Below are 19,166 nucleotides of genomic sequence, written 5' to 3' on the forward strand. Positions count from 1 at the left end.
AAGGCAGTTGCTGTATTCTTAATGCGTATCGCCCTTATGATAAACTCCCAGCACTTCCAGACCCTCCGTAAGTGGAGTAATGGCCTGGATAGCAGCCTGCAGCTGTTCAGGCTGCTCGAATTCCAGGTCGGCGTGGAAGTAGTAGTGCCAGGTGCTGCCCGGCTTGGGGCATGACTGCAGCTTGGATAGGTTGATGCCCAGCTCGGCAATGCGCACCAGTACCCGCGCCAGACTGCCCTGAGCGTGAGCAGTATGGAAGTAGAGCGAGGCTTTGTTGGGCTGCTCCACCTCCCGGGCATTTTCGGGGCGGGCTACCACCAGAAAACGGGTGTAGTTCTTTTTCTCGGAGTGGATATCGGCCTGCAGAATGGGCAACCCGAACAGCTCTGAGGCCAGGGTGCCGGCCACGGCCGCCACGCCCGCGCGGCTACCCTCCCGGATGCGCTGGGCGCTCAGGGCCGTATCCTCCGTTTCCACCAGGCGCCAGTGTGGGTAGCGGCTGAGGTAGTCGGCGCACTGCAGCAGGGCCATGGGGTGGGAGTGCACTTCGGTAATATCCTCCAGTTGCTGTCCCGGCAGGGCCATCAGGTGCTGGCGGATGTGCAGATACGTCTCGCCCATCACCCGCAGCCCCGACTTGCGTAGCAAGGTGTAGTTGGGCAGAATGCTGCCGGCAATGGAGTTTTCGATGGCCAGTACCGCCGCCCCGGCCGTGCCCCGCACCACCGAATTCACTACCTCTCCAAACGTGGCGCAGGTCACTACCTCCACCGCCGGGCTAAAGAAGCGCCGGGCGGCTATCTGGTGGAAACTGCCTTCGAAACCCTGAATGGCAACGGCTGGGAGCATGATATTGGTAGTGAAAGGGTACTAAAAAAGGCCTCCGGAGTGCGGGGCCTTGGGTTTGTGGTGAAGGCTGCTCGTAGGTCAGCTTCGGCAAACAGGGCCCGGCTTCTTTGTAAAAAAGAAGCGGTAATAGCCGTAATAAAAGAAAGCTGGGGTGAGCATGAGAAGCTAGTGCGTAAGCGTAAAAAAAGCGCCTCCCGAGGTTGTCGAGAGGCGCTGTATGGTTTCGGTTAAAAAAGCTACAGGAGGGCCGCTCGACTACGTGGTGGCGTAGTAGAAGTAATAGCTAAAAAAGAAGCGGCCGGTGTGCTGACGCATGAAAATCAAGTGCTTTGTGCTGGCAAGGTGAAGCGCATCTGCGGCAATTCCAAATTAATTTTTCAGAGATATATACGAACAAACGTTCGGGAGCAGCGGGCCACCAGCGCAAACAGCCCGGATAGCGGAGGGTCAAGTATCAACAATTATTTATGTAATCAAAGTGTTGTATATCAATAAATTGCAATGATAATAGGGGTAGGTTTCGGTCTTTGGGGCAGGCAGTACGAAGGTTAGTTCTGGAAATTGGCACGGTTTTGTAATACTACCTCTTCAGAAGCCGGTAGCCACCCGCTGCGCACCCTTGGTAGCCGGCCCTTCCTTCCAATCCTTCCTGCCATGAATACGAAGCGACTTTTCGGCCGCCTGGCCGCTGCTGCCCTTTTTGTTACCGCATTTGCTACGGCCTCCGAGGCTCAGATCCAGCCCCACCGCGTACCGAAGTATACGGGTCCGGCTCAGGCCCGCCCGGTTCGCTCTACGCCATCTTATTCTTCCTCGTCTTCCGCTACCGATGGGGTCAAGTTCGGCATCCGGGCCGGTGTGAACGTAACCGACTGGTCGGGCGACGCGGTGAACAGCGTGATGGACCTGGCCGACTACACCAACGGGGCCATAACCAAGGACATGAAGACCGGCTTCCATGCCGGCCTGTATGCTACGCTGCCCCTGGGCCCGCGCTTTGCCATTGAGCCGGGGGTAGGCTACTCCGAGAAAGGTACCGTGCTTACGGGCCGCATTCCGCTGGAGCAGTTCGACTTCCTGAACGCCAAGGTGAAAGCCACCGCCCGCATGGCTTACCTTGATATTCCGGTGCTGGCTAAAGCCTACCTCACCGATGGGTTCTACGTGTTTGCCGGTCCGCAGGCTTCGGTGCTGCTCTCAGGTAAGGCCCGCGTGAATGCCAGCGCCCTGGGTTTCTCGGCCTTCAATGAGAACTTCGACATCAAAGACCAGTTCCGCCCCGTGGACTTTAGCGTGACGGGTGGCCTGGGCTACCAGTTCCAGAACGGCCTGGGCCTGAGCGCCGGCTACGACTACGGGCTCTCTTCCCTGGACAAAAACAATAATTTCGACGCCCAGAACCGCGTGATTAAGGCCTCCGTCAACTACTCGTTCTAATTCTCTCTCCAACTCCTATTCCCGCACAAAGGCCCCACCGATTTTCGATGGGGCCTTTTTCATGCACAAGAAATACAAGCGTAAGAATAAAGCACGGCAATCAGCTGTAAAGCCGAAGTCGGCCCGGCGGCGCTTACGGCGGCGCGTCTGCAACCGGCGCTGCCCGGCCGCTGGTGCGTGGGGTTGGGCCGACTTCGGGGGGTAGGAAGAGCGGCAGCAAAACGCCCGAAACTACCCGCGTAAACGGATGGTGCTGGCAAGAGCCAATGAGGGCTTCATAGGTTGCAAGATCTTGACAGTAAGATTTTTAATGAGCTGTATCTGATGGGTTTACTACCGCGCGCCTACCTCCGCCGGGGCCGGGCGCAGGCCTTCCGCCAGCTTCACCAGGCGTACCAGCTCGGCGCGGTAGCCATCGGGGTCGAAGCGCCGGGCACCTTCGGCCAGGCGGGCCGTTGATTCCCAGGTGGCCGAGCCGCGGTAGTCGCTCTGGCGCAGCAGCATCCCGAACTGGGCTACCGCCGCCGCGAAACGCAGGTTTTCACTGGCTTCGGTAAGGGGGCGAGGGGCACCGGTCAGGGCTTGTTCCAGGAGTTGGCTTTTGCTGCCCTGGGGCTCTTTGTAGCGCAGCTTCACGGTGAGCAGCTCAGCGGAGGCGCTACCCTTGGGTGCCGGCACCGACTGATACTTAAGTGGATCGACGGTGGAGCGGGCCCCCACGGGCACTACCTCGTAAAGGGCCGTAACGGTGTGGCCCGCGCCCAATTCGCCGGCATCTTTGCGGTCGTTGTTAAAGTCCTCGGCGGCCAGCAGGCGGTTTTCGTAGCCTACCAGGCGGTACTCCCGCACCCGGGCCGGATTGAACTCCACCTGCAGCTTTACGTCCTTGGCAATAGTAAATAGGGTGCCACCAAACTGCCGGACCAGCACCCGCCGGGCTTCGTCGAGGTTATCGAGGTAGGCATAGTTGCCATTGCCTTTGTCGGCGAGCAATTCCATTTTCTTATCCTGGTAGTTGCCCTGGCCTACCCCCAGCACCGTCAGGAAAACGCCGGTTTCCCGCTCCTGGGTGATAAGGTGTTCCATGGCCGCGTCGCTTTGCTCACCCACGTTGAAGTCGCCATCGGTGCAGAGAATGACGCGGTTGTTGCCCTCTTTATCAAAGTTCTGACGCGCTACCTGGTAAGCCAGGCGCAAGCCGGCCCCGCCGGCCGTGGAGCCGCCCGCCTGCAGCTGGTCGATGGCCGCCAGGATGTCGGCGCGACGGGAGCCGGGGGTAGGGGGTAGCACCAGCCCGGCGGCTCCGGCGTACACTACCAGCGCTACCTTGTCCTGGGGCCGCAACTCTTTGGTGAGCAGGCGCAAGCTTTGCTGCACCAGTCCCAACCGGTCCTCGCCCATCATGGAGCCCGACACATCAACCAGAAAGACCATATTGGCGGGTGGCAGCTTCTCGGTAGCCACCCGGCGGCCCTGCAACGCCACCTGCACCAGCTGGTGCTCGGGGTTCCAGGGGCACTCGGCCAGCTCCGTAAGTACCCGGAAAGGCTCAGAGGAGGTAGGGGCCGGGGCGGGGTAGTCGTACTGGAAGTAGTTGATCAGCTCTTCGGTGCGCACCGCGTCGGGCGGGGGCAGTTGGCCCTGCTGCAAGAAGCGGCGCACGTTGCTGTAGCTGGCCGCATCCACATCAATGCTGAAGGTGCTCAGCGGGTCTTTGGTAGCATTGTGGAAGCCGTTTTCAGCCAGCGAGGCGTAGGTTTCGCCCGCGCCGGGTTCAGGGCGGGGCATCATGTAGCCGCCGCTCGGGCTGATAGCCACTCCGGCTGCCCGGCCTTGCAGGGCAGTAGCGCGGCGCTTCTGCTTCTGTCCGTTGATGGGCGCGCCAGTAACGGTGGCTACGCTACCTGTCACCTCCCGATGCATAACGGGGGCACTACCCGTCACTACCACTTCGCTTAGCTGGGCAGCACTAGCTTTCAGCTGTACATTCAGTAGGCGCTGTGTGGTAAGCTTTATTTCTTTGGAGACAAAGCCAATGGCGCTGAAAACTAAAGTCTTGCTGCTGCCAGGAACACGCAGTTGGTAACGGCCCTCATGGTCGGTGCTGGTGCCAACGGAGGTGCCTTTTACCAAAACAGTGGTGCCTGGGAGGGGCTGGCCAGTTTCATCAGTAACTTGGCCCTGCACAGTATAGCTGGCGTGTACCTTGTTTATAGTTGCATTCTTTTGGGCGAAGCAGACGCCAGGTGCTGCCAGCAATCCGGCGGCCAGTAAACTGCACAGGAGAAGTTTCATCGGTTCAGAAGAATAGAGGTGGATAAGGCTGGCTTAGTAAATGGGTTCAGCACTAGGGCTTAGCAGTAGTCTGCAGCCCAGCGGTGCAGCCGCTTCTCCCGGCACGTAGTCCTGCCGGGACGCCGCACGGGCTTCTTCAGCCCGAAAACTGGCACGCTCTTGAGCGTTGGGCAGCCATCACGGCAGCACCGGTGAAGGGCGAGAGGCTGCCGACGCTGCTCCTGCGGCTACGGTATCGGGCGTTTAGGCGCAGGCCAGGGGTAGGGCGGCCAGATAGGCCAGTGCGCAGCAGCTGTAAACGAAAGAAGGAAGGCAGCATAACGGAGGGCGCTGGGGGCTTTCCGTGTCAGATGCCATTGGCGGTTGGATTCCACACGCCCACCGAGGATTTTTTTTGAATCTTGAGGAAATAAACCTTGATATATGGCCGGTAACTACTACGCTTAGCTACCGCCGGTCCGACTCGAGAGCAATAGTGGGCACTACAGTCTGGCCCGGACGCATGATAAGCTCCCGTGTTACGCAGCCAATGGAGCTGAAAACCAAGGTCTGATGCTCTGCTTTCAATTCCAGCTGGAAGTAGCCTTTCGACATAGAAGTAGCCCCGTTCCGGGTGCCTTTTACCAGCACTGTAACGCCGGGCAAGCCACGTTTGGTGCGGGCATTAATTACCTGGCCTTCTACAAAAGACTGCGCTGCAGGATTTTGTACGCGGTAGCGCGCGGGAGCCGGCTGCTGAGCCAGCGTTGGTGAACCAATGAGTAAGCCGGCTACTAAGGTGCAATACAGGAAACGGGGCATGGCAGATACCAGTAGAAGTGAAAGGATCAAATCGGTTACCTATTCAGGGCTTGGCAGTGGTTGGCTCAGGCTGTTCTGCCGCCCAGCGGTGCAGCCGCTTTTCCCGGCGCTGGGCCTGCCGGGGCGCCGTGCGGGCTTCTTCGGCCCGAATGCCAGCACACTCCTGGGCGTTGGGCAGCCACCATGGCAGCACCGGCGAAGGGCGAGAGGCTGTGGCTGGGGGCAAAACTGAAGAGTTCAGCGTATCGGGAGGGGTAGGGAGCTGGGCCTGCGCTGGCTGGGTAGCGACGAGGGCCAGGGCCGAACCGGCCAGCAGGAAGTAGAAAGGCGACATAACCGAGGGCGTTAGGATAGTAGCTTGTATTTCAGATGCCCCCGGCCTGCAGATTCCACACGCGGCTCAAAAAATATTTTTACCAGTTTTTCTTTCGGGCTCTTACCGTATGCTTCTGGGCAATCAACCCCATGCTTTTCCGGCCTGAAAGCGTAGCTTTCGGTTCTGGCCCTCTTGCCCTGGTATGTTCTTTCGTCGCTCCCGCCGTCCTGCGCCTGCTGCCGAGCTCTCCGATGCGGAGCTGCTCCGGCGCTACCACGCCGAGGGCGACGTGCACGACCTGGGCGCGCTCTATGATCGGCACATGACGGAAGTGCTGGCTATCTGCCGGCGCTACCTCCGCGATGAGGAAGATGCCAAGGACGCCGTAATGCAACTCTTTGAGCAGTTGGTAAGTAAGTTGCGCCAGCACGAGGTAGAAAACTTCGCGCCCTGGCTGCACGCCACGGCTCGCAACCACTGCCTGATGGCCCTGCGGGCGCGGCAGCGGGCCGGGCCCGCGGCGGGAGGGGCGCTGGTGGTGCATTTTCCGGATGCCGCCGGTATGGAATCGGCGGCGGCCCGGCATCTGGCAGATGATGACCCCACCGAAGCCGACCTCCACGAACAGCAGCTTCAGCACCTGGAGCACGCCCTGGCTGAGCTACCTCCGGGCCAACGACGATGTCTGGAGCTGTTCTACCTCGAAAAGAAATGCTACCGCGACATTGCCGAGCTCACCGGCTTCGACCTGAACGCGGTGAAAAGTCACCTCCAAAACGGCAAGCGCAACCTGCGCCGCCACCTCGAAACTACTGCTGCTTCCAATGCTTCGCCCTAACCCTGCTTCTGCGCCTACCCCTCCCGCCAGCCGGCACCTGCCGGTGGAGGTGCTGCGCCAGTACGCAGCCGGGACGCTGACGCCCGCCGAGCAGCATAAGGTAGAAGCTCACACCCTCGACTGCCCCCACTGCGCCGATGTGCTGGAAGGCCTGGAGCTGCAGCCCGCCGCCGTTACCGATGCCAGCATGGCTGAGCTGCGCCAACGCCTGGGAGCCCGAGTAGAGGAACTGGCTACTGAATCGAAGCCCAAGCCAGCCCTGGGGCTGGCCTGGCAGCAGTTGGCGGCCGCGGCCGTGCTCTTGCTCACGTTAGGTGCGGCCGCCGTGTGGTTTACTCTGCTGCGCCCCGCCCCACAGAATACGGCCGCGCGGCCTGCCGCTATGCGGCGCGAAGCCGTTGCTACGGTTCCTATTCCGCCGTCTGTGCCCGCACTGGTACTGCCGGAATCAGCGGACAGTGCCCCGGCAGTTGCCTCGGTTACACCTGCCCCTGCTTCCGCTCCTCGTCCTTCTCTGCTCCCGCGGCGTTCCGTCGGGCGCATGTCCCGGGGGCAGGCGCAGCCCATTGGGGCAGGCAACCCTGATGCGCCCCTTGAGGTAGCCGGCGCGGGAGCAAATCAAGGCTGGGCTGGGGAGAAGGAAAGGGCTGAAGTAGCGGCGGCCCCGGCTGCCATTACAGTCCCCGACTCCGCCGGCACTACCTCAGTTCGTGAAGCCAAAGCCTACACCATGGCTACTCCACCCGCCGCAGCCATGCCCATAGCGGCAGCCAGGCGGAAAATGGCGGCCGTAGCTTCGGCTACCGCCCCGATGGTGGCTGGTACCCGGCTGGTGCAGGGGCGTATCACGGACAAGTCTTCGGGAGAAGGTATGGCCGGGGCTACTGTTCTGGTTCAGGGCACTACTACGGGCACCGTAACAGCCGCCGATGGCTCGTTTCATCTGGTGGTGCCCGCTACGGCAAAGCAGCTGGTCGTCAGCTCCGTGGGGTATGCGGCGCAGGCGGTGCCCGTTCCGGCTGAGCCTGCTAACCTGGCCCTGGCATTAGCCCCCGACTCTCGGCAGCTCAGCGAGGTAGTGGTCGTGCGCCGCGACGCTCCGCCGGCCCCTATGGCGGTAGGCGCCATGCCGGCCGGGGGCTACGCGGGCCTCAAAAAATATCTGCGCGACAGCCTCGCCTACCCCGAAAAAGCGCTCGAAGACCGCCGCGAAGGCAACGTGAAACTGCGCTTTGTAGTGGGCGTGGATGGCAAGCTCTCCGACATCAAAGTCGTAAAGAAGCTCTCCGAGGAGTGCGACGCCGAGGCCATTCGGCTGCTGCAGGAAGGCCCGGCTTGGTTCCCTGCCATCCAGAACGGCCGCCGCACCGCCCGTACCGTCGAAATTACAGTGCCTTTTAAGATAGAAGAGCGGTAAAAGCTGCGCATCATTGCGAGGAGGCACGACGAAGTAATTCATCCTAGCGATGTGCTACCCCCTATAACCTGACAAGCCCTTACTTCCAGCACGGAGGCAAGGGCTTGTCTGTTTACAAGGGCTGTCAGAAGAGAGGACGGATGGCTTCATCCTGCGTCCTCTCCTCAGTTACTCAGCTACTCTCTACCCACTGTAGCCGCCGCCACTTTCGGGCTCGGTGGCGCTGCCGCCGGCTTTATCGGGGGTAGGGAGGTCGGGCTCGGTTTTCACGTCCACCTGGCTGTAGTCAGGGGCACCGTTGCCGGCTACGGGCACGGGCGTTTCATCCGTATTCGTGTTGATATCCTGGGCCGAAGGCGGGGTAGGGGCGGTGTTCTCCTGGGCGGGCGGTGTTACCGCGGAAGGCTGCGACGTGGTCGGCGTTTCTGGCTGCACGGACAGAGCGTCGGATTCAGATTCAAAGGTCTTGTTCATGGCGTGGAGTAGCTAGGTAGAATGCTTGAGCTAGGCTATACGCAGCCCGCCGGTCCGGGGCCAAGCTAACCTGACGCAGAATTTTGGGGTAGGGGTGGCGGGCGGTAGGCTGTTGCGTACTTTTGCGCCGTGCCGGCTTGCCGCGCGCTTTCTTGTCACCTTATTCTCTTCTCACCCACTAGAAGCATGACTCAGTTTCGCACCGAGAAAGACACCATGGGCACCGTGCAGGTGCCGGCCGACGCCTACTACGGCGCCCAGACCCAGCGCTCCATCGATAACTTTCAGATTGCCCAGGACATCAACAAGATGCCCAAGGAAATCATCCGCGCCTTCGCCTACCTGAAGAAAGCCGCCGCCCTCACCAACCGCGACGCCGGCATTCTGTCGAACGAGAAAGCCGAGCTGATTGGCCGCGTCTGCGACGAAATCCTGGAAGGCAAGCTCGATGCGGAGTTTCCGCTGGTGGTGTGGCAAACCGGCTCGGGCACCCAGAGCAACATGAACGTGAACGAGGTAGTCGCCTACCGCGGCCACGTCCTGAACGGCGGTCAGCTTTCCGACGAGAAGAAGTTTCTGGCTCCCAACGACGACGTAAACAAGTCGCAGAGCTCGAACGACACCTTCCCGACGGCCATGCACATTGCGGCCTACAAGATTCTGGTAGAGAAGACAATACCTGGCATTGAGAAGCTGCGCGATACGCTGAAGGCCAAGAGCGAGCAGTTCATGCACATCGTGAAAATCGGCCGCACCCACCTCATGGATGCTACCCCCCTCACGGTAGGGCAGGAGTTCAGCGGCTACGTGTCGCAGCTCGACCACGGTCTGCGCGCCATCAAAAACACCCTGGCTCACCTTTCGGAGCTGGCTTTGGGTGGCACGGCCGTGGGCACCGGCATCAACACGCCTCCCGGCTACTCCGAAAACGTAGCCAAGCACATTGCCGACCTCACCGGCCTACCCTTCATTACGGCTGAAAACAAGTTTGAGGCCCTGGCTGCCCACGACGCCATCGTGGAAGCCCACGGCGCTCTGAAGACGGTTGCTGCCTCCTTGATGAAGATTGCCAACGACATCCGTTTGCTGGCTTCGGGCCCGCGCGCTGGCATCGGTGAGCTGCACATTCCCGATAACGAGCCCGGCTCCAGCATCATGCCCGGCAAAGTAAACCCCACCCAGTCGGAAGCCATGACCATGGTAGCGGCGCAAGTGATGGGTAACGACGTAGCTATCAACATCGGCGGCATGAACGGCCACTTCGAGCTGAACGTGTTCAAGCCCCTGATGATCTACAACTTCCTGCACTCGGCCCGCCTTATTGGCGACGTGTGCGTGTCGTTCAACGACAAGTGCGCCGTGGGCATCGAGCCCCTGGAAGCCAACATCAAGAAGCACGTCGATTCGTCGTTGATGCTGGTAACGGCTCTGAACCCCCACATCGGCTACTACAAAGCCGCCGAAATTGCCCAGACGGCCCACAAAAACGGCTCAACCCTGAAGGAAACTGCCCTGCAGCTCGGCTACCTCACCGAGGAGCAGTTCAACGAGTGGCTCAAGCCCGAGGACATGGTAGGCGAGATTAAAAAGTAAGAAGTAAAGTTAGGGTTAGGCTCTGGGCCATAACCCAAGCGCAGTCCTTTACGAACAACGGGCAGCCGGCTACCATGCGGGCTGCCCGTTTTCATGCCTGCCTATCCGCAATTTGTAGCGCCCTTTCGTGCCTTCCTGGACAAGATTCCGGAAGGTGGCCGCGTGGCGGTCTTCTGCCATTTCGATGCCGATGGGCTGGCTGCCGGTGCCCTGTTCGGGCGCGGTCTGAACCGCATCAACCCCAGCTGGCAGGTGGAGGTAGTGCCTTCAGGCAAGGGCGAAAACGCCTTCCTGACCCCCGGTGCCCACGAGCGGCTGCTGGCCCTGAAGCCAGATGCCCTGATTGTGACAGACCTGGGTGTGCATGCCCATGGCACTCTGGAAGCCCACGGCATATCTGTGCTCTACGTGGACCACCACATTCCGGAAGGAGAGCCCCCGGCCGGCAGCACCGTGCTGACGGGTTACGGCCTGGAGCCGGTGCCCTGCTCGGCCTGGCTGGCCTACGAGCTGCTAGCTGCCGAAGCGGACATGACTGATCTGCAGTGGGTAGCGGCCATTGGTATTCTGTCGGACCTCGGTGACCAGGCAGCCTGGCCTCCGCTGGCCGCCGTGAAAAAGCAGCACACCGCCAAGTGGCTCAAGGAAGCCGTGGCCATGTGCAATGCTGCCCGCCGGGCCGGGGAGTTCGACCTCGACCGGCCCCTGCGCTACCTCCTCCACGACGACAACCCCCGCGGCCTGGCCCAGGATGCGGTGCTGGCTGGCTACCGGGCCGAAGTAGCTGCCGCTTTGGCTGCGGCCCGCAAGCTACCTCCCAAGTTTCCGCCCAAAGGCCCCGATGCCGCGCCCGTGGCTATTGTCACCATCAACTCCCCCTGCCAGATTCACCCGCTTATTGCCCAGCAGTGGATTACGCGCCTCTCCGATAGGGTAGTGCTGTGCGCCAATCTGGGTTACCTGCCCGAGGGCATGGTTGCCATTTCCGGGCGGGCCGCGGGCAGCCTGCACATCCCGGATATGCTGCGGGCGGCCTTCGCCCGGGTAGGTGCTACCCCGCCAGCCAACTTCGCCCACGGTCACCCCCAGGCCAGCGGCGGCCACCTCTCCCTGGCCGACTACGCCCTGCTCCTGCGGGGCCTGGGCTTCGAGGCATAGCCCCCGGTACTACGCCGGCGGCATCCGCCCAGCTGCCGCCCCGCCCGCCTACCCCCTCAACCGGCCCAAACCCGGTCGGGCACCCGTCAGCCGTGCGGGTCGTGCCAGTGAGGCCGTATGAATCTGCGAAATCATGTAAATCAGCGTGAATCTGTGCTTTATCTTTGGCGCCTCTTCCCCTCGCCCGCCTGCTTATGGATTTCGCCCGCTGCATCACCTTAGAGAATAGCCGCGTCCGCCTGCGCCCTCTGGAGCTCACCGACTTCGATGACCTGAAGGAGGTAGCCTTCGATCCGGCCATCTGGCAGTACACCACCACCCCCATGCCCCAGAACAGCGTGGAGCTAGCCGCCTGGCTTACCCAGAGCGTGCGCGACCGGGAAGCGGGTCGGCGCTACCCCTTTGCTATAGTGGATCGGCAGAGTGGGCGCGTGGTAGGCAGCACCAGCTACGGCAACATTGCCCTGGATGAGTGCCGTCTGGAAATTGGCTGGACCTGGCTGGGCCGGCCCTACCAGCGCACTGGCCTCAACCGGGCCGCCAAGCACCTGCTGCTGAAGTACGCCTTCGGAGAATTGGGCTGCGAGCGGGTAGAGTTGAAAACCGACGCCCGCAACTGGCAGAGCCGCGAGGCCATGCGCCGCATGGGCGCCACCGAGGAAGGCATTCTGCGCAGCCACATGAAAACCCAAGGCGGCCTGCGCCGCGACTCCGTGTATTTCAGCATCCTGAAGCCTGAGTGGGACCAGCTGCGCCACACCGTGTTCCAGCAATTCGACGCCCGTGGCTGAGCCTCAGGTTCCTACCCCCCGCCGGACTCCAAACCTGCTGCGCCGCCGGGCTGCTAGTTTCGGCTACGCGTTTCGGGGCGTGTGGGCTGCCCTGCGCACCGAGGTGCACCTGTGGTTTCATGCCGCCGCTACGGTGGTAGTGGTGGGACTAGGGTTATACTGCGGGTTGGCGCGCTGGGAGTGGGTAGCGGTGGCCCTGGCCGTGGGCGCCGTGTGGTGCGCCGAGCTGGTGAATACGGCTATTGAAGCCGTCGTGAACCTGGTGTCGCCGGAGTATCACCCGCTGGCGGGCCGGGCCAAGGACGTAGCGGCGGGGGCGGTGCTGGTGATGGCCCTGGCGGCCCTGGCCGTAGGACTGCTGATTTTCGGGCCGCGCTTGTGGGTTTTGTTTGGCGGGTAGGGGCGGAGGCAGCCGAACTACTGACGACGGGCTGCGTAACCAAGCTTTGTGTGCATATTTGCCGCCCCTTCAGCCCTTCGGCGCGGGGAGAGTTTCAACCCTGCTCGCTTATGCGTTCTTCCCTGCTTCTCGTCCCGACCCTGGCAATGCTGCTGCACCTGGCGGCCTGCCAACGCAACGTGGCCGTTACTACCCCCACCGATGCGCCCCAGACCGGCATGGCTGGCAGCGTATCGACCCCGGCGCCTACCTCGGCTAATACCATTGAGCCTACCCCCCGGCCCGATGCCGTGTTCGATGCCGCCCGGCGCCCCAAGTGGCTGGCCGACCGCATTCAGCAGCACCTCAACAACGAGAAGCAGAACCCGCCCATTCATATTTACAGCTACCAGTACAATGGGGCCACGGTGTACTACGAAAGCAGCCCTTGCTGCGACCAGTTCACCAACCTCTATGCCGCTGATGGTAAGCTGCTCTGCCACCCCGATGGCGGCCTGACTGGTCGCGGCGACGGTAACTGCCCGGACTTCACCAAAACCCGAACCGACGAGAAGCTGGTTTGGCAAGACCCTCGCTAAAAGGAAAGCGGTAATGAAGTGACAGGGCATCAGACTTCATTACCCCCTCACTTTATTACCCCATTACCTTCTTTCTTACCCATGATTAACACCATTGAAAAGCTGGGGGCCTACACCGTGTGGGCCAACGAAACGCTCCTCCACCACCTCGATGGGCTGGTGACCCAGGGCGCTGCCATTCCGGCCGGAGCCCTGCGCCTGTTCAGCCACGTACTCAATGCCCAGGCCATCTGGCTGGGCCGCATGACCAACACGCCCAGCCCCGTGAAGGTGTGGCAGGAGCACGATCTGGCTACCCTGCACCATTGGCACGAGCAGACCTCGGAGCGCTTTCATCAGTATGGCATTCAGGCCGATGACACGGAGATGCAGCGCCTGATTACCTATACCAACTCCATCGGGGAGGGCTACACCAGCCAGATTTCCGACATTCTGACCCATGTGCCCGTGCACGGCAACTACCACCGCGCCCAGGTAGCCAAAGAACTGCGCGCCGCCGGCCTGGAGCCCATCAACACCGACTTTATCACCTACTGCCGCGAGCTGTCGGTTAAGGCCGAGGCCGCCGACGTGCCCAGCCTGTAACTTCAGGCAGCGCTGCTGGTTAAACCCTTCCGGATGGTGGCATGTCACCATCCGGAAGGGTTTTCCGTTGATATACCCATACCCTCAGACCACTTACCAGCCCTGTTTCTCTTTGTTTTATGACAACTTCCGCCCCCCAGCCTGCCGTGCTCAGCCAGGAACGCCTGAACGGCGCCTACTCCTACGCCGCCTACCGCCGCCTCATTGATGAGCTGCTGGCCCAGGGCAAAACCACCGGCCCCAACCAGTCGGAGATGCTCACCAACTATACCCGCCTGAATGTGCAGCGCATGGAGCGCCTCGATAAAAAGGCGGAGTTGCTGCCTGAGCTGCAGGAGGCGTTGAGCAAGCTGCAGCAGCAGTACGTGTGGGTTATTATCACGGAAGGCTGGTGCGGCGACGCGGCCCAGATTGTGCCCGTACTCGAGAAGGTAGCCCAGGCCAGCCACGGCCACCTGACTACCCACTACCTGCTGCGCGACGAAAATCCGGACCTGATGGACCGGTACCTGACCAACGGCGGCCGCTCCATTCCGAAACTCGTGGTGCTGTACGCCGACACCCTCACGGAAGTAACCCAGTGGGGGCCGCGCCCCGCACCCGCGCAGGATTTGTTTCTGGAAATGAAAGCAGCCGGCGCCACTCACGAGGAGTTTGCCGAGCGGCTGCACGGCTGGTACGCCCAGGATAAAACCCGCCACACCCAGCAGGAGCTGCTGCACCTGCTGACCGGCCTGGTTTAGTCCGGTCCCGGTTCAATTCATTATCCGCTCAGCGCCCATTGGCTTTACCTCTTGGTAAAATAAAATGGGCGCTGAGCGGATTTTTTGTTGAATTAAGTATTATTTGAAAAGTTCAATAAGTGATAAAATACTGACTATATATTGAAGGGTGCTTGTCCCATGGAAGGAAAAGCCAAGTATTTGCTGATTCATATCGGGATATAATTCTAAATTATGGAAAATATGGCTTAAATATTTGCACAAACATCATTTATAGCTACTTGTGCTTTTGATGCCAGGCAGTCATTAAAGTTGTCTAAAGTGGAAAAGTTATATATCCTGCAGTAAGTTTGTATAAACTCTTGCCCGGGTGAGCGTGCCGGGTAGGCAGCAGGTTCTTTCCTTTTTACAACTTTCTATGAAAACACATTTCCGCAATGCACCTTGGGGAATCGCGTCGGGTAAGCGTCGGTTGCGCCGAGTTGGTGGCATAGCTGGTGTGCTGGTAGCCCTGCCCGGCTTGGCCTGGGCCGTGGCGCCGGTAACCCGCAACGATGCCGTAGTGATGCTAAGCACAACTACCTCGGCCACCATTGAGGTGCTAAGTAATGATACCCGGGGCGGCCTAGGTGTGGGTAGTGATGCCATCGACCCGACCACTGTAACCCTGCTCAGCGCTTCCGGGGCGAGCAGCACGACTACCATGGCCGGCAGCAACGGCGGCACTTTCTCGGTGAATCCTACTACAGGTGTCGTAACGTTTTCCTTACCTGTCAATCCTCAGCCGGGCAGCCGGTTCCAGACTACCGTGCGCTACACGGTAAAGAGTGTAGGTGGTTTTCTGAACGGCGTAGCTACCTCTGACCCCGCCACCATTACCGTAACGGTCAGCACTCCGCCCACGGCCGCCAACATCCGCACCGGGGTCATGCTGAGCAGCGCTGCGGCCACGGCCATTACCAGCCTTGCGGCCACTGCGGCCCCTAACACCACGGTTACCGGCTTCAGCCTGAAAACCCTGCCCCAGGGTGGTACCCTGTTCCTGAATACTACCCCCGTTACGGCGACCCGCCTCTTCACCACCGAAGAAGCCAAACAGCTGTACTTCGACCCGACTGGCAATACGTCCGGGGAGTTTACCTTCACCTACACCGGCATCAACAACGATGGTCTGGAGTCGGCCCCGGCTATCTATACCCTGCCGGTGGCCAACACGCCCCCCGTGGCCGTGAACGATCCTACCGTGATTGTGGCCCGCAACACCATTGCCACTATTGCCGTGCTCAACAACGACTCGGACGCCGATGGGCAGTTGGCCCCGGCTACCGTGGACCTGAACCCCGAGCAGGCCGGCATTCAGGCCGAGCGGACCGTGGTTGGTCAGGGAAAATTCACGGTGTCGGCCCAGGGCATTGTTTCCTTTACGCCCGTGCAGGACTTTGCTGGCACCAGCACCATTACCTACACCGTGCAGGACGATAAGGGCCTGACCTCGAACCCGGCTTCCATCCGGGTTATTGTCAATAGCGTGACCTCGGCCTTCGACGATAGCAACGAGGTAGAGAAAAACACCACTGTTTCGGGCAACGTTATTCTCAACGATACCGACCCGCAGAACACCGGCTTTACCGTGACGCTGCTTACCAACGTCAAGCACGGCAGCCTGACCCTGGACCCCGACGGCTCCTATACCTACACCCCACAATCGGGCTTCTTGGGCGAGGACAGCTTTGTATACCAGGCCTGCGACCGGGCTGCTACGCCCCAGTGCGCTACCGCTACGGTGCACCTGAACGTGTACGACCCGGCCGTGCAGTGCATCGCGGCCACCGGCCCGAACCAGCTGGTCAACCCGGGCTTCGCCAGTGGCAACGTGGGCTTCAACACCAACTACGAGTACCAAGCCGACGACCCAACGAGAGCCAATGAACTGACGCCGGAAAACACCTACGCCATTGGGCCCGATGCCAGCAAGTACCACGGCAGCTTCCGGGGCAACGGCTTTGGTGGAGCCAACGACAACTTCCTGATGATCAACGCTACGTCGGCCATCCGGACGCTGTACAGTCAGACGTTTAAGGTGCAGCCCAACCGCTACTACACCTTCTCGGCTCACTTCAACAACCTGATTCCGCCGACCACGAACATTGCCGACCCGATTGTGGGCTTTGTTATCAATGGGGCCTCTACCTCCGGCACGATTACGGTACCGGAGTCGCCGGACCAGTGGGTGAAATACTCCGACGTGTGGTACTCAGGCAATAACACTACGGCCACTTTCGAAATCCGCAACCTTACCCTGGACCTACTGGGCAACGACATCGGGATTGATGAGCTGTACTTCGGTACCTGCAACGCCGTGCCCGTAGCCAACAACACGGCCACCGGCTCTCTGCCGACCACGGCTCCCGCCACGGCCATTGTGCCCATGGAAGCCACCGACCCCGACGGTACTATTGTATCCTATACCATCACCTCCCTACCCCAGCCCGGCGCCGGTACGCTCTACGTGAATGGCCTGCCGGCCACGCTCAACCAGGTAGTGCTGCCCGCCGACAACGCCCGTCTGTCGTTTGACCCGAGCGGCACCCAGAACGGCAACATCACCTTCACGTTCCTGGCAACGGACAACAACGGCTCCACCAGCAATACGGCTACCTATACCATTCCGGTTGGCCAAACGGCCCCCCTGGCCGAAAACGTGCTGATGGCTCCCGCCATTCCGAATACGGCGGCGGCCACCACCCTGAAGCCAATGGTAGCCACCGACGGCGACGGCACGATTGTAAAGTATGTAATTACCAGCCTGCCCAATGCTCAGGCAGGTACGCTGCTGCTCAACAACCTGGCGGTGAAGGCGGTACCCCAGGAGGTACAGCCCAGCCAGCTGAGCCAACTGGCCTACGACCCCTCGGGCAGCTACGCCGGCACGGTAACGTTCAACTACTACGCCGTTGATAATCAGGGTAACATCTCGAACTCGGCCATCTACACCATCCCGATTGGCAACCAGATGCCGGTAGCGCACGACAAGAACGCGCCGGCCCTGCGCAACACCAGCGGCGTAACCCCGCTCAGCGCCCTGGAATCGACGGATGCTGATGGCTGGATTGCCTCCTACACCATCGCGGCCCTGCCCGCGAAGGGTACCCTCACCCTGAACGGCGTACGGGTACAGGCCGGACAAACCATCCGGCCTGAGCAGGCCAGTGAGCTGTCGTACGCGCCGCCTCAGACGGAAACGGGTCAATACTCCTTCGCTTACTACGCTACCGATAACCTGGGTGGCCCCTCCAACATGGCTACCTACGTGGTGCCCGTAACGGGGCCGCTACCGGTTACCCTGGTCAGCTTCACGGCCAAGGCCGTGGGCACTACCGCCCGCCTCACCTGGAGCACATCCGCCGAGCTGCACAACGACCGGTTTGAGGTAGAGCGCAGCACCGATGGGCAGCAGTTCCGCCGCATCGGGCAGGTGCGGGGCCAGGGCACCACGGCCACCGGAGCTACCTACCAGTTCACAGACGCCGCCATGCCTAGCCCAGGCGCTGCCGGGCTGGTGTACTACCGCCTCCGGCAGGTAGATACGGACGGGTCAGCAACCCACAGCCAAGTATGCACGCTGTCCTTCTCGCGCCCCGAAGCGCAGGCTACCGTTGTGGTGGCCCCAAACCCCTTCCGGACCCACGCCAGCCTGAACCTGGCCTCTCTGCCGGCCGGTACCTACCAGGTAACCGTTATTGACGGTGCCGGCCGGGTAATGTACCAGGGTGCCCTAGGCGGCGGCCAGGTACATTCCCTGCAGGTGCAGAACTGGCCGGCCGGCCTGTACACCGTGCTGGTGCGTGGCAACAACGCCAAGTTCAGCCAGCGCATCGTGAAAGAATAAGTGGCGCCCCCTGATTAACAAAAAGGCCCTGGCTATACAGCCAGGGCTTTTTTGTTGCCAGAGACGGAACCGTTAGTTCAAAGAAGTTGCCCCGAGCTCCGTTACTTGGTTGTTGGTGACGGTAATGCCCGGGCGCACTACCAACTTGTAGGCAGGCTGCCCGCTGGGGGCCGTGGTGCTGGGATAGATGCGTACTTGGTAGGTGCCGGCCGGAAGGCCACTGAACTGATAGCCCCCCGAGGCATCGGCGGCGGTGCTGAACGTATCGGGCACGGTTACCGCGGAGCGAATAGCCAGGATCTGGGGTAGGGCTGCGGCGGGCGTAACGGTGCCGCGCAGGCCACCGGCTAGCTCCTGGGTTACTACCCTAATCACAGGCTTGAGCAGGTACCGCTCCTTTTTATCGTTGCCGGGCTTCCAGTTACCGCGCTCTACAATGGATTTGGCTACATCAAAGTCGAGCAGCAGCTGAAACGTTTCCCGCTCCCGCAGCGTGGTTTTATCCAGCTTCAGCTTTACGCCGGCACTCTGGCCGCTGGGCGTTTTCAGGTCGTAGCGCTGGCCGTCGCGCCCTATTACGTAGCTGTCGGGACCCAGCAGCATCCGGACTTCTTTCAGGTCGCCGGGCTCGAAATCGGTGCTTACCAGCAGGGCCGATTTGCCGTTCACGTAGTCCAGCACATTAATGTTCTGAGCCTGGAAGGGCAGCAGCTGCCAGCCGTCGGGGTTGGCTTCATCCTTTAGGTGCACCTCCAGCTGGCGCACGTCCAGCACCACGTTGCGGAAGTCGCCGGGGGCATCCATCAGGCGGATTTCCAGCTTTGCGGCTTCAGAGTCATTGTCTTTGCTGCAGCTGGCCAGCGCCAGCGGAGCGGCCAGTAGGGCCAAGGGGAGTAGGCGGGTTAGGTTCATGTGGGGGAGAAGGTGGGAAATGAAAAACGGAGCCGTTGGCTTACTACGCGCAAGCCAACGGCTCCGTTCGGGCAAGAAGTTAGCCAACTTTTGCCGGGAGCAAAACAAAAA

17 protein-coding genes are annotated in these 19,166 nt (G+C 60.9%); 11 read left to right on the forward strand and 6 right to left on the reverse strand.

What is annotated here, in order from left to right; genetic code table 11:
- Positions 1-18: 18 nt before the first annotated feature.
- Entirely contained in the window at positions 19-849 is an 831-nt protein-coding gene (locus FGZ14_RS15660) for a prephenate dehydratase (RefSeq protein WP_139925146.1), read from the reverse strand.
- Positions 850-1,503: 654 nt separating this feature from the next.
- Here FGZ14_RS15660 and FGZ14_RS15665 point away from each other — a divergent pair.
- Entirely contained in the window at positions 1,504-2,286 is a 783-nt protein-coding gene (locus FGZ14_RS15665; RefSeq protein WP_139925147.1) for a porin family protein, read from the forward strand.
- Positions 2,287-2,619: 333 nt separating this feature from the next.
- Here the strand turns inward: FGZ14_RS15665 and FGZ14_RS15670 are convergent, their stop codons facing one another.
- The 3 genes from FGZ14_RS15670 to FGZ14_RS15680 form a co-directional block, all read right to left on the reverse strand.
- Positions 2,620-4,581: a VWA domain-containing protein gene (locus FGZ14_RS15670; protein ID WP_139925148.1), complete on the reverse strand. Its 1,962-nt coding sequence runs from the start codon at positions 4,579-4,581 to the stop codon at positions 2,620-2,622.
- 447 nt (positions 4,582-5,028) lie between these two features.
- Positions 5,029-5,382, reverse strand: coding sequence for a carboxypeptidase-like regulatory domain-containing protein (locus tag FGZ14_RS15675; protein ID WP_139925149.1), 354 nt, complete (start codon positions 5,380-5,382; stop codon positions 5,029-5,031).
- 43 nt (positions 5,383-5,425) lie between these two features.
- Positions 5,426-5,716 carry a hypothetical protein gene (locus FGZ14_RS15680; protein ID WP_139925150.1) on the reverse strand — a complete coding sequence of 97 codons (291 nt, stop codon included), beginning with the start codon at positions 5,714-5,716 and terminating at the stop codon, positions 5,426-5,428.
- A 184-nt stretch (positions 5,717-5,900) separates the two neighbouring features.
- Here FGZ14_RS15680 and FGZ14_RS15685 point away from each other — a divergent pair, with 184 nt between their 5' ends.
- Positions 5,901-6,536 carry an RNA polymerase sigma factor gene (locus FGZ14_RS15685; protein WP_139925151.1) on the forward strand — a complete coding sequence of 212 codons (636 nt, stop codon included), beginning with the start codon at positions 5,901-5,903 and terminating at the stop codon, positions 6,534-6,536.
- Positions 6,523-7,953 carry a TonB family protein gene (locus tag FGZ14_RS15690; protein ID WP_139925152.1) on the forward strand — a complete coding sequence of 477 codons (1,431 nt, stop codon included), beginning with the start codon at positions 6,523-6,525 and terminating at the stop codon, positions 7,951-7,953. The genes FGZ14_RS15685 and FGZ14_RS15690 overlap by 14 nt, the downstream gene beginning before the upstream one ends.
- Before the next feature lie 183 nt (positions 7,954-8,136).
- Here FGZ14_RS15690 and FGZ14_RS15695 read toward each other — a convergent pair whose 3' ends face one another.
- Positions 8,137-8,427 carry a hypothetical protein gene (locus FGZ14_RS15695; RefSeq protein ID WP_139925153.1) on the reverse strand — a complete coding sequence of 97 codons (291 nt, stop codon included), beginning with the start codon at positions 8,425-8,427 and terminating at the stop codon, positions 8,137-8,139.
- 186 nt (positions 8,428-8,613) lie between these two features.
- Here FGZ14_RS15695 and fumC point away from each other — a divergent pair, with 186 nt between their 5' ends.
- The 8 genes from fumC (at position 8,614) to FGZ14_RS15735 (ending at position 18,143) form a co-directional block, all read left to right on the forward strand.
- Positions 8,614-10,020 carry a class II fumarate hydratase gene (gene fumC, locus FGZ14_RS15700; protein WP_139925154.1) on the forward strand — a complete coding sequence of 469 codons (1,407 nt, stop codon included), beginning with the start codon at positions 8,614-8,616 and terminating at the stop codon, positions 10,018-10,020.
- 93 nt (positions 10,021-10,113) lie between these two features.
- Complete coding sequence (locus tag FGZ14_RS15705; RefSeq protein WP_139925155.1) at positions 10,114-11,178, forward strand: DHH family phosphoesterase; 1,065 nt, start codon at positions 10,114-10,116, stop codon at positions 11,176-11,178.
- A 164-nt stretch (positions 11,179-11,342) separates the two neighbouring features.
- Entirely contained in the window at positions 11,343-11,969 is a 627-nt protein-coding gene (locus tag FGZ14_RS15710) for a GNAT family N-acetyltransferase (protein WP_257883248.1), read from the forward strand.
- Positions 11,962-12,369, forward strand: coding sequence for a diacylglycerol kinase family protein (locus FGZ14_RS15715; RefSeq protein WP_139925156.1), 408 nt, complete (start codon positions 11,962-11,964; stop codon positions 12,367-12,369). The genes FGZ14_RS15710 and FGZ14_RS15715 overlap by 8 nt, the downstream gene beginning before the upstream one ends.
- Positions 12,370-12,479: 110 nt before the next feature.
- Positions 12,480-12,947 (forward strand): hypothetical protein, encoded by a 468-nt coding sequence (locus tag FGZ14_RS15720; protein ID WP_139925157.1) that lies wholly within the window; start codon positions 12,480-12,482, stop codon positions 12,945-12,947.
- 81 nt (positions 12,948-13,028) lie between these two features.
- Positions 13,029-13,532, forward strand: coding sequence for a DinB family protein (locus FGZ14_RS15725; RefSeq protein ID WP_139925158.1), 504 nt, complete (start codon positions 13,029-13,031; stop codon positions 13,530-13,532).
- A gap of 119 nt (positions 13,533-13,651) precedes the next feature.
- Complete coding sequence (locus FGZ14_RS15730) at positions 13,652-14,275, forward strand: thioredoxin family protein (RefSeq protein ID WP_139925159.1); 624 nt, start codon at positions 13,652-13,654, stop codon at positions 14,273-14,275.
- Positions 14,276-14,672: 397 nt separating this feature from the next.
- Positions 14,673-18,143, forward strand: coding sequence for an Ig-like domain-containing protein (locus tag FGZ14_RS15735; RefSeq protein WP_139925160.1), 3,471 nt, complete (start codon positions 14,673-14,675; stop codon positions 18,141-18,143).
- A gap of 72 nt (positions 18,144-18,215) precedes the next feature.
- Here the strand turns inward: FGZ14_RS15735 and FGZ14_RS15740 are convergent, their stop codons facing one another.
- On the reverse strand, positions 18,216-19,055 hold the full coding sequence (locus FGZ14_RS15740) for a DUF4382 domain-containing protein (protein ID WP_139925161.1): 840 nt from the start codon (positions 19,053-19,055) through the stop codon (positions 18,216-18,218).
- Between the last annotated feature and the right edge of the window lie 111 nt (positions 19,056-19,166).

The sequence above is a fragment of the Hymenobacter sp. DG01 genome, assembly GCF_006352025.1.
In the GTDB taxonomy this organism is placed as follows: Bacteria; Bacteroidota; Bacteroidia; order Cytophagales; family Hymenobacteraceae; genus Hymenobacter.

Bases quoted from the DNA above. Each gene is read 5' to 3' on its own strand.
- FGZ14_RS15690 (WP_139925152.1), top strand. From the start codon at position 6,523: ATGCTTCGCCCTAACCCTGCTTCTGCGCCTACCCCTCCCGCCAGCCGG.
- FGZ14_RS15705 (WP_139925155.1), top strand. From the start codon at position 10,114: ATGCCTGCCTATCCGCAATTTGTAGCGCCCTTTCGTGCCTTCCTGGAC.
- FGZ14_RS15685 (WP_139925151.1), top strand. From the start codon at position 5,901: ATGTTCTTTCGTCGCTCCCGCCGTCCTGCGCCTGCTGCCGAGCTCTCC.
- FGZ14_RS15720 (WP_139925157.1), top strand. From the start codon at position 12,480: ATGCGTTCTTCCCTGCTTCTCGTCCCGACCCTGGCAATGCTGCTGCAC.
- FGZ14_RS15740 (WP_139925161.1), bottom strand. From the start codon at position 19,055: ATGAACCTAACCCGCCTACTCCCCTTGGCCCTACTGGCCGCTCCGCTG.
- FGZ14_RS15735 (WP_139925160.1), top strand. From the start codon at position 14,673: ATGAAAACACATTTCCGCAATGCACCTTGGGGAATCGCGTCGGGTAAG.
- FGZ14_RS15675 (WP_139925149.1), bottom strand. From the start codon at position 5,382: ATGCCCCGTTTCCTGTATTGCACCTTAGTAGCCGGCTTACTCATTGGT.
- FGZ14_RS15725 (WP_139925158.1), top strand. From the start codon at position 13,029: ATGATTAACACCATTGAAAAGCTGGGGGCCTACACCGTGTGGGCCAAC.
- FGZ14_RS15660 (WP_139925146.1), bottom strand. From the start codon at position 849: ATGCTCCCAGCCGTTGCCATTCAGGGTTTCGAAGGCAGTTTCCACCAG.
- FGZ14_RS15665 (WP_139925147.1), top strand. From the start codon at position 1,504: ATGAATACGAAGCGACTTTTCGGCCGCCTGGCCGCTGCTGCCCTTTTT.
- FGZ14_RS15695 (WP_139925153.1), bottom strand. From the start codon at position 8,427: ATGAACAAGACCTTTGAATCTGAATCCGACGCTCTGTCCGTGCAGCCA.
- fumC (WP_139925154.1), top strand. From the start codon at position 8,614: ATGACTCAGTTTCGCACCGAGAAAGACACCATGGGCACCGTGCAGGTG.
- FGZ14_RS15680 (WP_139925150.1), bottom strand. From the start codon at position 5,716: ATGTCGCCTTTCTACTTCCTGCTGGCCGGTTCGGCCCTGGCCCTCGTC.
- FGZ14_RS15670 (WP_139925148.1), bottom strand. From the start codon at position 4,581: ATGAAACTTCTCCTGTGCAGTTTACTGGCCGCCGGATTGCTGGCAGCA.
- FGZ14_RS15730 (WP_139925159.1), top strand. From the start codon at position 13,652: ATGACAACTTCCGCCCCCCAGCCTGCCGTGCTCAGCCAGGAACGCCTG.